Raw genomic sequence first — 13,645 nt, 5'->3', positions numbered from 1 at the left:
TGCGGCGTGTTCTGCCTTCAGGACGTGCGGGACCCGGCATCGGGGATGTCCATCTCCAGCCACACGGTCTTCCCGCGGCCGCTCGGGGAGGTGTTCCACGTACTCGCCAGCGCGTCCACGATGAGCGCGTTGGTCACGACCTCCGAGGTACAGAGTTCGTACGGGTACGGGTGGGCCGTCTCCCCGTTCCCCGGGCGGAGGCGTAGAAGGAGCCCGGCGCCATGCGGCCGGGGAGGGTGTGGACGGCGGGAGGGCCCCGCCGATCATGGTGGCCCTCAGTTCGGTGCCGTCCGGGGTCAGCAGATACACGGAGTTGGCCCCTGTCCTCGAAAGAAGTCTGTGAAAGCCGGACGCCCCTCAGGGAATATGTCACTTCTTGTCTACTTCGAGGCTTTCATCCTTCGCGGCATCGTCCCGCAGCCAGTGAGCGTGGTAACGCGCCGCCCACGACCGGCTGACGTATCCGGTGCGCATCCCGAGCCTCGCCTCCGGGTCCTCGTACGCCTTGCGCATGTGCCCGATCAGGACGATGGTGATGGCCCAGGCGAGGCAGTCGTGGACGAAGATCGCGCTGGTGCGGGAGACGGCGGGCAGCAACCCCATGAACCACATGAGCAGCCCGGTGGCCATCATCACCAGCACGGCCCCGGCGATCCAGCCCGCGTACAGCTTCTGACCGGCGTTGAACTTTCCGGCCGGACGTGCCTCCGGAGACGTCAGACGCCTGCGGGCGGACCGGAGCCACCGCTTGTCGTAGACCGCGAAACGGTTCAGCCTGCGCAGATCCGCGCGGAACGCCGGGGACAGGAGCCCCAGCAGGAGCGGCACCGGCAGCAGGATGCCCGACCACTCGTGGACCGTCACCATCAGATGGCGCCGGCCGACCAGTTGGGCGATCGGCCCCAGATAGAGGCAGGCCGCGGTGACCAGGCACAGCAGCATCAGCCACCCGGTGGCGCGGTGGACCATGCGTTCCGCGGTACTGAACCGGCGTACCCGGCCGCCCCGCTCAGGCAGCGTCACTGTGCCGGTCCTCCCCGTCGAGCCAGCCGTCGACCGGATAGCCGCGCTCCTCCCAGTAGCCGGGTACGACCTTGCGGGTGACCGAGATGCCGGACAGCCACTTGGCCGACTTGTAGAAGTACATCGGGGCCACGTAGAGGCGAACCGGGCCGCCGTGCTCGTGGGTGATCGGCTTGTCCTGCATGTTCAGCGCCACCAGCACGTCCGCGCGGCGCGCCTGCTCCAGCGTGAGGCTCTCGCTGTAGGCGCCGTCGAAACAGGTGAACCGGATCGCCGCTCCCTTGGAGCGGACCCCGGCGTCGTCCAGGAGGTCGGCGAGCTTCACGCCTTCGAAGGGTGTCTTGTCCACCCGCCAGCCGTCGGTGCACAGAACGTCGTGGACGACCCGGGTCTGCGGCAGCGCGCGCAGGTCGGACAACGTGTAGGTCTTCGGCCGGTCGACCAGGCCGTCAAGCCGCAGCTCGTAGTTGGTCTCGTCCTTGTGCGGCACCGAGCCGACGACGCTGTAGTAGCGGAAGCCGCCGGGGTTCGGCAGCAGACCGGTCAGGCCCGTCGGATCGAGCTGCGAGGCGGAGCCGAGCACGCCTTCCCAGCCACGCTGCAGGTAGGGCGCGGCGGCGAGCCCCGCGGCCCCGACACCGAGCATGCCGAGCAGCGCGCGCCGCCCGACCGGTGCGCCGTCGCCGTTCCGCTTCGGCTCTTGTGCCATTGCCATGTTCAGTGCTCCTTCGATGGGGCGACGGACTCGCCGGGGCCTCCGGCGCCGCTGCTCGCCCGAAGCACGTGCGCTGTATGTGTCTCGGCGCCCGGGCGGGCTCGCGCTCTCGAGATCGTCACCTGTCTAGGTGGTGACGATGATGACATGCCCTCCTCTCGGGTGTCAAGAAAGCGACGAAGGGGGCACATTGCCAAGTTCACACATCACCCGCACGAGCGAGTCACACGTGTGCGGCAGGCGTTCGCATTCCTCGAGAACGGGGCCCGTTACCTGCTAGACTGGGACAGACTTGACCGCGCACAGAGGGAGAAGCAGACATGGTGGGTGACGACGACATCTCGGGGTGATACCCGGACCCGATGGCCACCGGCCGGCGCCAAGACCGCTGCCGTAGTGGCCTCACTGTCGTCCCCTTTTCCCATGCCTGTCCAGGGCAGTAGTCGCTCTGCCCTCAGCACCCCGAGGTCACCTCCATGTCCGATGCCTCCATTGTCTGTTCGAACCTGTCCTTCGTCTGGCCCGACGACACCCCGGTCTTCCACGACCTGTCCTTCAACGTGAACTCCGGCCGCACCGGCCTCGTCGCCCCCAACGGCTCCGGCAAGAGCACGCTGCTCAAGCTGATCGCCGGCGAACTCAAGCCCGCCACCGGGTCGGTGTCCGTGGGCGGCACCCTGGGTTACCTGCCGCAGAGTCTGCCGCTGGCGCGCGACCTCACGGTCGCCGAGGTGCTCGGGATCGCCGCGGTGATCCGGGCCCTGGACGCCGTCGAGTCCGGGGACGTGGACGAGAAGCACTTCACCACCATCAGCGACGACTGGGACATCGAGGAACGCACGCGCGCCCAGCTCGACCGCCTCGGTCTGACGGACCTCACCCTGGACCGCAGCCTGAACACGCTCAGCGGCGGTCAGGTCGTCTCGCTCGGTCTGGCGGCCCAGTTGCTGAAGCGGCCCGACGTGCTGCTGCTCGACGAGCCCACCAACAACCTCGACCTCGAAGCCCGTCACAAGCTCTACGACGTGCTGGAGGACTTCGGCGGCTGCCTGCTGCTCGTCAGCCACGACCGGGCCCTGCTCGACCGCATGGACCGCATCGCCGAACTCGGCAGCGACGAACTGCGACTGTACGGCGGCAACTTCACCGAGTACGAGGAGGCCGTGCGGGCCGAGCAGGAGGTCGCCGAGAAGAACGTCCGCAACGCCGAGCAGGAGCTGAAGCGGGAGAAGCGCGAGCTCCAGCAGGCCCGCGAGCGCGCCGACCGCCGCGCGAGCAACGCCGCCAAGAACCTCAAGAACGCCGGCCTGCCCCGCATCTTCGCCGGCAACATGAAGCGCGGTGCCCAGGAGTCCGCCGGCCGGGCCGGCCAGATGCACGCGTCCCGGGTCGGCGAGGCGAAGGCCCGGCTCGACGAGGCCGGGCGTGCGCTGCGCGACGAGCAGCGCATCTCCCTGGACCTGCCCGACACCAACGTGCCCGCCGGGCGCAACCTGTTCATCGGCGAGGAGATGCAGGTCCGGCACGACGACCGGGCCGTCTTCGCCGACCAGGGCGTCGAGCTGTCCATCCGGGGCCCCGAGCGCATCGCGCTGACCGGGCCCAACGGTGCCGGCAAGAGCACCCTGCTGCGCCTGGTAACCGGCGACCTCGACCCGGAGCGCGGGCAGATCAAGCGGGCCGAGGGACGCATCGCCTACCTGTCGCAGCGGCTGGACCTGCTGGACGTGGACCGCACCGTCCTCGAGAACTTCACCGCGTTCGCCCCGGAGCGGCCCGAGGCCGAGCGGATGAACCTGCTCGCGCGCTTCCTCTTCCGCGGCGCCCGCGCGCACCTCCCCGTCCGGGTGCTGTCCGGCGGTGAGCGGCTGCGCGCCACCCTGGCCTGCATCCTGTGCGCCGAACCGGCACCTCAGCTGCTCCTCCTCGACGAGCCGACCAACAACCTCGACCTGGTGAGCGCGGGCCAGCTGGAGAGCGCCCTGAACTCCTACCAGGGCGCGTTCGTGGTGGTCAGCCACGACGAGCGGTTCCTCACCGAGATCGGTGTGAACCGGTGGCTGCGCCTGGCCGACGGCACGCTGAAGGAGACGGGAGCTCCCGAGGTGTGAGCCGACGGCGTGTCGACGTGACCCGCGTCCGAGGCATCGCGCCCGGCGGGCCCCTCCCGACCACGTTGGACGGTTCCCATGCCCCAGCCCGCCCTGATCGCCCACGAACTCGTCCGCAACCTGGGCGGCCGACGGGTGCTCGACGGCGTCTCCCTGACCGCCTCCCCCGGCCACCGCATCGGCCTGATCGGGGAGAACGGCGTCGGCAAGTCCACCCTGCTGCGCCTGCTCGCCGGGGCGGACGAGCCCGACGCGGGCGGCGTCACGCGCCCGTCCGACCTGGGATTCCTGCAACAGGAGATGCCGTTCGACGCCGCGTCGACCATCGCCACGGTGCTGGACGAGGCACTGCGCGAGGCCCGCGAGGTCCTCGCGGATCTCGAACGACTCACCGAGGAACTCGCCCGCACCGCGGACGACGACCCCGGATACGCCGAGTTGCTCGACACCTACGGCAGGCGACTGGAAGAGGCCCAGGACCGGGAGGCCTGGGACGCCGACCGGCGCGCGGCCGTCGTACTGGAGGGCCTCGGGCTCGGCGCGTTCGCACACGACCGGACCCTCGGTTCCCTGTCCGGCGGGCAGCGCGGACGTCTCGCACTGGCCGCGCTGCTGGTCCGGCGGCCGTCGGCGCTGCTGCTGGACGAGCCGACCAACCACCTCGACGACGGCGCCGCCGCCTTCGTCGAGGAGCAGGTGCGCGGCCTGCCCGGGGCCGTGGTGCTGGCGAGCCACGACCGGGCCTTCCTCGACGCCGTCTGCACGGACCTGATCGACCTCGACCCGGCCGTGGACGGCCCGGTCCGCTACGGCGGCAACTACAGCGCCTACCTGGCCGAGAAGCGGGCGGAGCGGGAGCGCTGGGAACGGCGGTACGCCGAGGAACAGGAGGAACTGGAGTCGCTGCGTCACTCGGCCGGTGTGACCGCGCACGCCGTCGCGCCGGACCGGGGGCGGCGCGACAACGAGAAGATGGGGTACGGCCACCGGGCCGGCCGGGTGCAGAGCCAGATCTCCCGCCGGGTGCGCAACGCCACCCGAAGGCTGGAGGAGCTGGAGCGCGCCCAGGTCGGTGAGCCCCCACGCCCGCTGCGGTTCGCCGGCACGGTCCTCTCCGCGGAAGCGGAAGCGGAAGCGGTGGAGGGCACAGGGGGTGCGGAAGGCCGGGACGACCCCTTGGTGTCCCTGCGCGGCGTGCGGGTGCCGGGCCGGCTCGCGCTGGACGGCGTGGAGGTGTCGCCGACGGATCGTCTGCTGGTCACGGGGGGCAACGGGGCCGGCAAATCGACCCTGCTGGCCGTGCTCGCCGGACACCTCACGGTCGAGGGCGAGATCCGCAGGCGGCTCGGGCTGACGGTGGGGCTGCTCGCCCAGGACACGGTGTTCGACCGGCCGGACCGTACGGTGCGGGACACCTACGAGCTGTCTCTGGGATCCGAGCGGGCCGAAGCGGTCCCGTTGGGCTCGCTGGGTCTGATGCACGCGGCGGACCTGGGCAAGCCGGTCGGTCACCTCTCGGTCGGCCAGCGGCGACGGCTGGCGCTGGCCCTCCTGGTGGCCCGCCCGCCGCACCTGCTGCTGCTCGACGAGCCGACGAACCACCTGTCCCCACGCCTGTGCGACGAACTGGAGGACGCCATGGGCTCGGGTCCCGGCGCGATCGTGGTCGCGAGCCACGACCGCTGGCTCCGGGAGCGCTGGCAGGGCCGGGAATTGCGACTGGACCCGCAGGGGACACCGAGTTCCGTCACCGGCGCCGCGGTCCGCCCCTGACCTGCGCGTGCGCGGTTGCCCGGCAGTCACGGAGAGGGACGGCACCCGGCAAGGCACCCCCTGAGCCAGTGACGGTTCTTGCGGCTCGTCACCATCACCTGTCAAGATGGTGATGTGAACCTTAACCATGTCTTCGTTTGCGGAAACCCCGCCCTCGACTTCGCCGCCACCCTGCGCGCGCGCCGTTCGGCGCGCTTCGAGATGTTCGTGACCCCCGACCGACTGGACGCCTGGTATCTGGAGTCCGGCATCGTCGACACGATCCTCCCCGGTGAGGAGGCCGACGTTCAGCAGGCGACGTTCGTGCGGGAGGCCATCTACGAGCTGGTCACCGCCCGCCGCCTCGGGGAGGAGTTCGACGAGGCGGCGCTCGGCGCGCTCAACGACGCCGCGCGCAAGGCCCCGGCGACGCCACAGCTCACCCCGTCGGGGCGCCGCACCGAGGCGACACCGGAGCAGGCTCTGTCCACCGTCGCCCGGCACGCCGTCGAGCTCCTCAGCGGGCCGGACGTGCCCTTGATGAAGGAGTGCGGCAATCCCGAGTGCACCCGCGTCTACATCGACCGTTCACGCGGCATGCGGCGGCAGTGGTGCGGCATGGACTCGTGCGGCAACAAGATCAAGGCGGCCGCCTACCGTGCCCGCAAGAGGACCGCGCCGGCCGCGGCCACTCACTGATCGCCGTCTCGTGCTCGGCCGGGCGTCGGCGCACGGTCTCAGCCGTGCACGTCGAGCGCTTTCAGAGTCCTGCGAAAGCTCCTCGCCAGCGGCGTCCTGGCCCACCGCACACATGTGTCAAGGACGCAAACCGTGATCAGTCCATGGCGCGCGGGAACGCGGTGTCCACGATCCTTTCGACGATGGCACTCGCCGTCTTCGTGGGCTCTCGCAGACACACGGACACCTCCACCTCGAAAGGCACGTCACCGGCGGAGTCGACGACTTCCCAGTGGACCCTCTCTCCGTCCGCCCCGGTACCCGTGCAGGTCTTCAGCGGCCGCACCGTCATCGGTTCGCTCCGCTGCGCACCGTCCGTGACATGGTGCCCGTACCCATAGCGGAAAATCACGAGTGCGCCGCCCGCCGCCAGCTGGTCCAGCGGCCGGCATTCGCCCAGCGCCGCCGCCGGAACGCGGTAACAGCCCTCGGGCTGCGGAGCGTGCAGCGGCTGGGAGGAGACGAACCCCACGAAGCCGCCGTTCGCGTCCCTGACGGACAGGCCGTGCCACCCGCCGGGCACCTCGGTCCACACCGGCCGGGACGGGTCCAGCAGGCGCACAGTGGTGGCGGGGGGCGGGGATGCCGCGGGCTGGGCGGGTGTTGTAGTGCCCGGCGCCTGCCCGGGCACCGCGGTGACCGCGGCCACGACGGCGGCCACCGAGACCACCGCTCCGGCCGCCGCACGCCGCTGTCGCCGACGCCGCCGTACGCGCCATCCGATGCGCGCCATTCGGTCGGCGGGTGCCGCGGGCGAGGGCACCGCCTCCTCCAGGAGCAGGCGCACCGCACGCACCGTCTCGCGGGACCGTTCCTCAGACGTGCCACGCATAGCCGTCACTCCCCTCCGTCAGGCCGGGCTGTGCCGTCATCAACGCCGAGCGGAGCGTGTTCAGCGCCTTGGACGCCTGGCTCTTGACGGTGCCGGGCCGGCAGCCCAGCGTCTGGGCCGTCTCCTCCACGCTCAGGCCCTCGAAGTACCGGAGCACCACCACGGCCCGCTGCCGTGGCGGCAGTCCGCGCACGACGTGCGCCAGCGACCGCTCCAGGTCGACCGCGGCGAACGGGTCGGCGGGCTCGGCCTTCTCGGGCATCCGCTCGTGCGGTATCTCGCCCCGCCAGCGCCGCTGCCACCACGAGGCGTGGGTGTTGACCAGGGCTTTGCGGATGTACGCCTCCGGGTTCTCCGCGCAGATCCGGCGCCACTTGGGCCAGACCTTGGCCAGCACGGTCTGCAGGAGGTCCTCCGCGAGGTGTGTGTCTCCGGTCAGCAGCCAGGCGACCCGGAGCAACCGGGGCCCACGGGCCGCCACGAACGCCTCGAAGTCCGCCTCCTCACATCCCCTGCCGCTCCTCATGCCCTTGTTCCTGGCGCAGTTCTCACATGTGCTTCCACCGGTTGGAACCCCCCTTTGGTTGCCCGTCACCGCGAGATTCCTTGTCTCGGTACCGCGAAACATGACCCGGATCACATTTGGCTGCGGTCAGGCAGCCCCTGGGCCGCCCCCGCCGGTTGGGAGGGTCGGCGGGGTGGATCGACCCGTGACTGAACATTCTTCGACCGACATGGCGGACCGACATGGCTCTCATTTTCAGGACACGCGGCGCGTGGCCGGCGGTGGCGACAATAGGTGTGCTCGCGCTCTCCGGGTGTTCACAGGGTGACGGCGACTCCGCCCCGCCCGCGGCCTCCGACGGTGGCAAGCCGTCCCGGACGGCCGCTGCGAGCGGCGAGCTGGCCGTCCCGGCGGACGCCGACGAGGAGACGAAGAAGGCGTACGTGCAGGAGAACGCGATGGCCGCGTGCATGCGTGCCAAGGGCTTCACCTACACGCCGCACGTCAGGAGCGACGAAGTCGCCTTCACCCCGGTCGACGGGGAGGACTACGACGCGGCGAAGAAGTACCGGGAGAAGTACGGATTCGGTCTCTACGCGGGAGCCGTCTACCGGGACGATCCGAACGTGTTCGGCAGTGCCGCGAGCAACAAGCGGCAGGACCACAACCCGGACGCCGCCTACCTCGACAGCCTCACCCCGGCCCAGAAGGAGGCGTACAAGAAGGCGACGGGTGAGAAACTCAGGAACGGCAAGAAGGATCTCGGCCCGGGGTGTCTGCGGGACTCACGGGAGAAGGCGTACGGGCCGGAGAAGTCCCTGGCGCAGAGCGAGCAGGAGAGCGCCGAGGAGTCGCAGCGCGCCCTCGCCGACCAGCAGGCGCTCAACGGTGATCCGCAGCTCGTCTCCCTGGCGCAGGAGTACGCCGGTTGCCTGACCAAGGCGGGGATCCCCGTGACGACCACGCAGCCGACGTCCATGGGTGACATGGTGAAGTTCCAGGTGGGCGACACGATTCCGGCGGACGGCATCCTGAGCCTGGACAAGGACGAGGCCCTCGCCAAGCTGACGCACGAGATCGGTGTCGCCAAGAAGGACCTGGAATGCGGCAAGAAGTTCCGGGCCGCGTATTTCCCCAAGCACGCCAAGCACCCGTTCGAGAGCGTCACCGGATGACCCGGCGCCTTCTGAGCGGCCCGAAGCGCCGCAGCCGGCAGGTCGCCCTGATCGTCGGCGTCGTCGCCCTCGTCGGTGCCGGCGGCTGGCTCGCCGGCAGCCGGATGCAGTCGCCCGCCGACGCGGCCGCCGGACACCGGCCGCCGGATGCCGGACCGGTCACCGTCGCCGTACAGCGTCAGCGCCTGACCGCCTCCGTCGTGGCGCAGGGCAGTGTGGAGTTCGGCGCGGCACGGTCCGTCTCGCTCTCCGGCCCCGTCGGCGCGACCGTCGGGTCCGAGGGCGAGGCCGCCGCCCAGTTGGTCACCAGTCTCCCCGAGGCGGGCGCCACGTTGGCCGAGGGCAGTGTCCTGATGCAGGTCAGCGGGCGCCCGGTGTTCGTGCTGCACGGGACGGTACCGATGTACCGCACGCTGAGCCCCGGCGTGTCGGGGGACGACGTCCGCCAGTTGCAGAGCGCGCTGCGCAGGCTCGGCCATGATCCGGGCGGCGTCGGCGGACACTACGGCCAGGGCACCGCTGCGGCGGTGACCCAGTGGTACAAGAGCAAGGGCTTCGAGCCGGAGTCGCCCGGCGCCGACGACGAGAAGCAGCTCGGTGATCTGCAGCAGGCCGTGACGGACGCCCAACTCGCGCTGCTCCAGGTGCGGAGCGGCGAAGGCGACGACGCGGAATCGGGTGGGAAGGGCGGCGACGCCCCTTCGACGTCGCCCGACTCCGGCGCCGCTCACACGCTGGAGCTGAAGTCCGCCCAGGGCCGACTGGACCAGGCGAACAAGGCACTCAGCTCGTTCACGTCGGGCTACGGGACGAAACTGCCGGCCGGCGAGGTCGTGTTCCTGCCGGACCTGCCGGCCCGTGTCGACAAGGCCAAGGTGCGTCTCGGGGACACCCCGGACGGTCCGGTCGCCACGGTGACCAGCTCGGACGTCGTGGTGCGCGCCGTCGTACCGGGGTCGGACAGCGAGCAGGTGCGCAAGGGCATGTCGGCACGGATCGACACGGCCGACGGCGGGCACGTGACGGGCGTCGTGACGGAGATCGCAGGCTCCGCCGCGAAGCCGGGCGGCGGCAAGAAGGCCGACGGCGAGGGCGGCGAGGCGGACGCGGACGGGGCGGATGGCGGCTCCGACGCGGAGGGCGGCGCTGACGTGGAGGGCGGCACGGGCTCCGGTGACCCGTCGGCCCCGGTGCCCGTGGTCGTCTCGGTGCCCCACCCCGGCGTCCTGAAGGACCAGTCGGGCAGCGCGGTCACGGTCACCATCGGTGTGAGTTCCTCCAAGGGTGCCGTCCTGGTGGTGCCGGTGGCGGCGCTGCACACCACGTCCGACGGCGAGGCACGTGTGCGGGTGGAGCGCGACGGCAAGGTCGTCGGCGTGCCGGTCGAGGCGGGTCTCTCCGCCGCCGGTCAGGTCGAGGTGTCCCCGCGCGGCGACGCGCTGCGCGAGGGCGATCAGGTGGTGGTCGGGCAGTGAGGAGGAAGGCGGTACCGCAGTCGGCGGACCCGGGGCAGGCGCCGGACCCGGACACCGTGATCCGGCTCGGCTCCCTCAACCGGATCTTCCCGTCCGACCCACCGGTGCACGCCCTGCGGGACGTCGACCTGACGGTCCGGCGCGGGGAACACCTGTCGATCATCGGCCCCTCCGGGTCGGGGAAGTCCACGCTGCTCAACACCCTCGGCCTGCTCGACCGGCCGACCTCGGGCAGCTACTGGCTCGACGGGGTGCTCACCAACACCCTCGGCGACCTGGAACGCACCGCGCTGCGCGGCAGCCGTATCGGCTTCGTGTTCCAGTCCTTCCATCTGCTGCCCTACCGGACGGTGGAGGAGAACGTCATGCTCTCCGAGGTCTACCGGGCCCCCCGTCCGGGCCGCGAGCGCGCGACCCGGGCCGGGCGGGCCCGTCAGGCCCTGGCCCGGGTGGGCCTCGGCCACCGCTTCGGCTTCCTGCCGGGCAGGCTGTCCGGCGGTGAGCGGCAGCGGGTGGCCATCGCCCGCGCGCTGATGGGCGATCCCGCGCTGCTGCTGTGCGACGAACCCACCGGCAATCTGGACAGCGAGAACACCGAGTCGGTGCTCGCGCTCTTCGACCGGTTGCGGGCACAGGGCATGACCCTGCTCGTGATCACGCACGACGACGCCGTGAGCGCGTGTGCGAGCAGGCGAGTACGCATTCACGACGGCCGGCTCAGTCAGGAGTGCGCATGACGGTCCGTGCCCGCGGCACCTCCCCGTCCCGTCCGGTCGACGGGGAGGTGTCGTCCACCCGGCGGCGGGGTGGCGGAGGCCGCCGAGGCCGTCCCGGTCGCCTCGGTCCCCTCGGCCGCCTCGGCCGCCTCGGCCGGCGGAGGCGGCCGGACCGTCCGTGGACGGATCCACGGGACCTGTGGTCGGAGTCGCTGGCGGGAGTGCTCGCCCGGCCGGTGCGCTCGGTGCTCACCACCCTCGGCACGGTGCTGGGCATCGGCACGCTGGTCGTCACGATCGGTGTCGCCGCGACGGCGGCCAACCAGATCGTCGGCCGTTTCGACGCCCTCACCGCCACCTCGGTGTCCGTGGTGGTGCCCACTCCGCCGCCGGGCTCGCTCGACCCCCCGCTGGTGCGGTGGAGGGGCGTGGACGCGGTCCGGCGCCTCGCGGGCGTCGAGTCGGTCGCCGCGCTCTCCGACTCCGAGAACACCTCCAACATCCAGGTGAAGGCGAACGACGTGGTCGCGCCCGGGACCGTGAGCGGACAGACCCTGTCGATCGTCGCGGCGGAAGCGACGCTGCCCGCCGCGGTCCGCGGCACCATGACCACGGGCCGCTTCTTCGACGCCGGGGACATCGAGCGGCACGAACGCGTGGCCGTCCTCGGCGACCAGGCGGCCCGGCTGCTGGGCATCGGCGACGTACGCGACGCCCCCGCCGTCTTCTTCAACGGCCAGTCCTTCACCGTGGTCGGCGTCCTCGGCGGCTTCAGGCGCGAGCAGCGGCTCTCCGCCTCCGTGATCCTGCCGCCGACCACCGCGGCGGACCGGGTGGGCCTCAAGGAGGTGACCCGGGTGCTGGTCAACACCTCCCTCGGGGCAGCGGCCCAGGTCGCACGGCAGGCTCCGATCGCGCTGGCGCCAGGCCACGGGGAATCCCTCACCGTGCTCGCCCCACCGGACCTGTCCAGGGCCAGGAAGGGGGTGGAGGGAGACGTCGACGGTCTGTTCCTGGTGCTCGGACTGGTCTCGCTGGTCGTGGGCGCCATCGGCATCGCCAACGTCACCCTCGTCACGGTCATGGAACGGGTCGGCGAGATCGGGCTGCGGCGTGCCCTCGGCGCCTCCCGCCGCCAGGTGGCCGCGCAGTTCCTCGCGGAGTCCACCACCATCGGGCTGCTCGGTGGTGTCGTGGGGGCCGCCCTCGGTGTGGCGGTCGTCGTCGGCGTGGCGGGCGTGAGGCAGTGGACCCCCGTACTCGACCCGCGGCTGGCCCTGGGCGCCCCGGTGACCGGCGCGCTCGTGGGGCTGGTGGCAGGCCTCTACCCGTCGCTGCGGGCTGCCCGAATGGAACCCGTGGACGCCCTGCGCGCGCCGTCCTGACCACCGTCGGCGGCGTGACGTACGTCATGGCGTCAGTGCTTCAGTAGTGCATCCCAGTCGGCTGACGGATGCCGCGGTCCCGGTGACTTCCGTACGTTGAAGACATCGGACGGAAACGTCCACACGGACAACGGACGCGAGTGCCCCGCACTCACGGAACCGAAGGAAAATCGGCACTGCAAACGCCCCGGGCTCGTGGGAAAACGGGCGGTACACGGCCTTGACTGGCCAATCCAGGGGTAGACCAGAAAAGGCCGGTCCTCCGGGTACGGCTCTCCAGGTGTTCACATGTGTCCGTTGACGACATACCGTTCTGCTACCGTGACCAGTCCAAATCCCCCTCCTTCCAGAATTGTTGGCCATGTCATCACGTCCGTCTGCCGGCCTGCCACACACACGTGTCGCACTCGTCACCGTGGCCGACGCCGGTCTCGGACGTGCCGTGGCCCGGCAACTGGCCGAAGCGGGAATGACGGTGTACGCCGGTGCCCGCCGCGAGGAAGCCGGGCGGAAGGCGGAGCGCGAACTGCGCGCCGCGGGTCTCGACGCCCGTCATGTGCCGCTGGACCTCGATGAGGTCGCGACGGTGGCTCGCGCCGCCGAACTGGTCGAACGGTCCAGTGGACGCCTGGACGTCCTGGTCAACATGGTGGGACTCACCTCGTCCCTCGACAGGACCAGTGAGAATGCGACGGACGGCTTCAGAGCGGTCTTCGAGACCAACCTGCTCGACGCCATCCACCTCATGACCGTGACCAACGCGATGTTTCCCCTGCTGCGCCGCTCGGGCGGTGGGCACATCGTCAACATCGCCAGTGCCTTCCACACACCCGAGCGCAACGGCAACAGCACCCCCCGCAACGCCGTCGAGGCGCTCACCCTGCAGTACGCCGACATCGGACGCCAGGACGGCGTCCTCGTGAACGCCGTCTGTGTGGACGCGAGCACTCCCGCGTGGGACGGCTTCGAGGAGGACGGTGCACTGCGCCGGGCCGCCGCGCTCCCCGTCCGACTCGTCCTGGCCGAGGATCCGTTGCTCACCGCGACGTCCACCGGTCCCGACGGCGTGTGCTCGGGTCTGTCGGCCCAGGCCCAGGCCCCGGACGGCGGGAGCGGCGCCGGCCCGGTCCACGTCGTCTGACGAGCACGCCCGTCCCGACTGTCCGCTCTTCCCACGTGTTCTCGCCGCGGAGAGCATCGGCCGGCCCGTCGGGGCGA

At 71.1% G+C, this 13,645-nt stretch carries 12 protein-coding genes; 8 read left to right on the top strand and 4 right to left on the bottom strand.

The annotated features are described in order from the left end of the window. Positions 1–369: 369 nt before the first annotated feature. On the bottom strand, positions 370–1,062 hold the full coding sequence (locus ACGH7X_RS40610; RefSeq protein ID WP_399897701.1) for a cytochrome b/b6 domain-containing protein: 693 nt from the start codon (positions 1,060–1,062) through the stop codon (positions 370–372). Next, the gene (locus tag ACGH7X_RS40605; protein ID WP_399897698.1) at positions 1,010–1,732 is read right to left on the bottom strand and encodes a molybdopterin-dependent oxidoreductase; all 723 of its coding nucleotides are present in this window, start codon (positions 1,730–1,732) and stop codon (positions 1,010–1,012) included. The genes ACGH7X_RS40610 and ACGH7X_RS40605 overlap by 53 nt, the downstream gene beginning before the upstream one ends. 482 nt (positions 1,733–2,214) lie before the next feature. On the opposite strand from ACGH7X_RS40605, the gene abc-f reads away from it, so the two are divergent. From abc-f to ACGH7X_RS40590, 3 genes are all read left to right on the top strand, one after another. Next, a complete protein-coding gene (gene abc-f, locus ACGH7X_RS40600; protein WP_399896052.1) occupies positions 2,215–3,849 on the top strand; it encodes a ribosomal protection-like ABC-F family protein in 1,635 nt (544 codons plus the stop codon). 78 nt (positions 3,850–3,927) lie between these two features. Continuing rightward, positions 3,928–5,622 (top strand): ABC-F family ATP-binding cassette domain-containing protein, encoded by a 1,695-nt coding sequence (locus tag ACGH7X_RS40595; protein ID WP_399896050.1) that lies wholly within the window; start codon positions 3,928–3,930, stop codon positions 5,620–5,622. A gap of 114 nt (positions 5,623–5,736) precedes the next feature. Next, positions 5,737–6,300, top strand: a complete 564-nt coding sequence (locus ACGH7X_RS40590; RefSeq protein WP_399896047.1) for a CGNR zinc finger domain-containing protein — start codon at positions 5,737–5,739, stop codon at positions 6,298–6,300. Positions 6,301–6,436: 136 nt separating this feature from the next. On the opposite strand, the gene ACGH7X_RS40585 is transcribed toward ACGH7X_RS40590, so the two are convergent. Then, positions 6,437–7,171 (bottom strand): hypothetical protein, encoded by a 735-nt coding sequence (locus ACGH7X_RS40585; RefSeq protein ID WP_399896044.1) that lies wholly within the window; start codon positions 7,169–7,171, stop codon positions 6,437–6,439. Further along, on the bottom strand, positions 7,155–7,697 hold the full coding sequence (locus ACGH7X_RS40580; RefSeq protein WP_399896042.1) for a SigE family RNA polymerase sigma factor: 543 nt from the start codon (positions 7,695–7,697) through the stop codon (positions 7,155–7,157). The genes ACGH7X_RS40585 and ACGH7X_RS40580 overlap by 17 nt, the downstream gene beginning before the upstream one ends. A 221-nt stretch (positions 7,698–7,918) precedes the next feature. Between ACGH7X_RS40580 and ACGH7X_RS40575 the strand changes: the two genes are divergently transcribed. From ACGH7X_RS40575 to ACGH7X_RS40555, 5 genes are all read left to right on the top strand, one after another. Next, complete coding sequence (locus ACGH7X_RS40575; RefSeq protein ID WP_399896039.1) at positions 7,919–8,851, top strand: hypothetical protein; 933 nt, start codon at positions 7,919–7,921, stop codon at positions 8,849–8,851. Then, positions 8,848–10,326 (top strand): peptidoglycan-binding protein, encoded by a 1,479-nt coding sequence (locus tag ACGH7X_RS40570; protein ID WP_399896036.1) that lies wholly within the window; start codon positions 8,848–8,850, stop codon positions 10,324–10,326. The genes ACGH7X_RS40575 and ACGH7X_RS40570 overlap by 4 nt, the downstream gene beginning before the upstream one ends. Next, positions 10,323–11,063: an ABC transporter ATP-binding protein gene (locus tag ACGH7X_RS40565; RefSeq protein WP_399896033.1), complete on the top strand. Its 741-nt coding sequence runs from the start codon at positions 10,323–10,325 to the stop codon at positions 11,061–11,063. Before ACGH7X_RS40570 ends, ACGH7X_RS40565 begins: the two co-directional genes overlap by 4 nt. Next, entirely contained in the window at positions 11,060–12,427 is a 1,368-nt protein-coding gene (locus ACGH7X_RS40560) for an ABC transporter permease (protein ID WP_399896030.1), read from the top strand. The genes ACGH7X_RS40565 and ACGH7X_RS40560 overlap by 4 nt, the downstream gene beginning before the upstream one ends. A 361-nt stretch (positions 12,428–12,788) precedes the next feature. Beyond that, positions 12,789–13,568 carry an SDR family NAD(P)-dependent oxidoreductase gene (locus tag ACGH7X_RS40555; protein WP_399896027.1) on the top strand — a complete coding sequence of 260 codons (780 nt, stop codon included), beginning with the start codon at positions 12,789–12,791 and terminating at the stop codon, positions 13,566–13,568. Positions 13,569–13,645: the final 77 nt, after the last annotated feature.

The sequence above is a fragment of the Streptomyces sp. BBFR51 genome (assembly GCF_044591655.1).
Lineage (GTDB): Bacteria > Actinomycetota > Actinomycetes > Streptomycetales > Streptomycetaceae > Streptomyces.
This window is presented reverse-complemented; position numbering and strand designations above follow the sequence as displayed.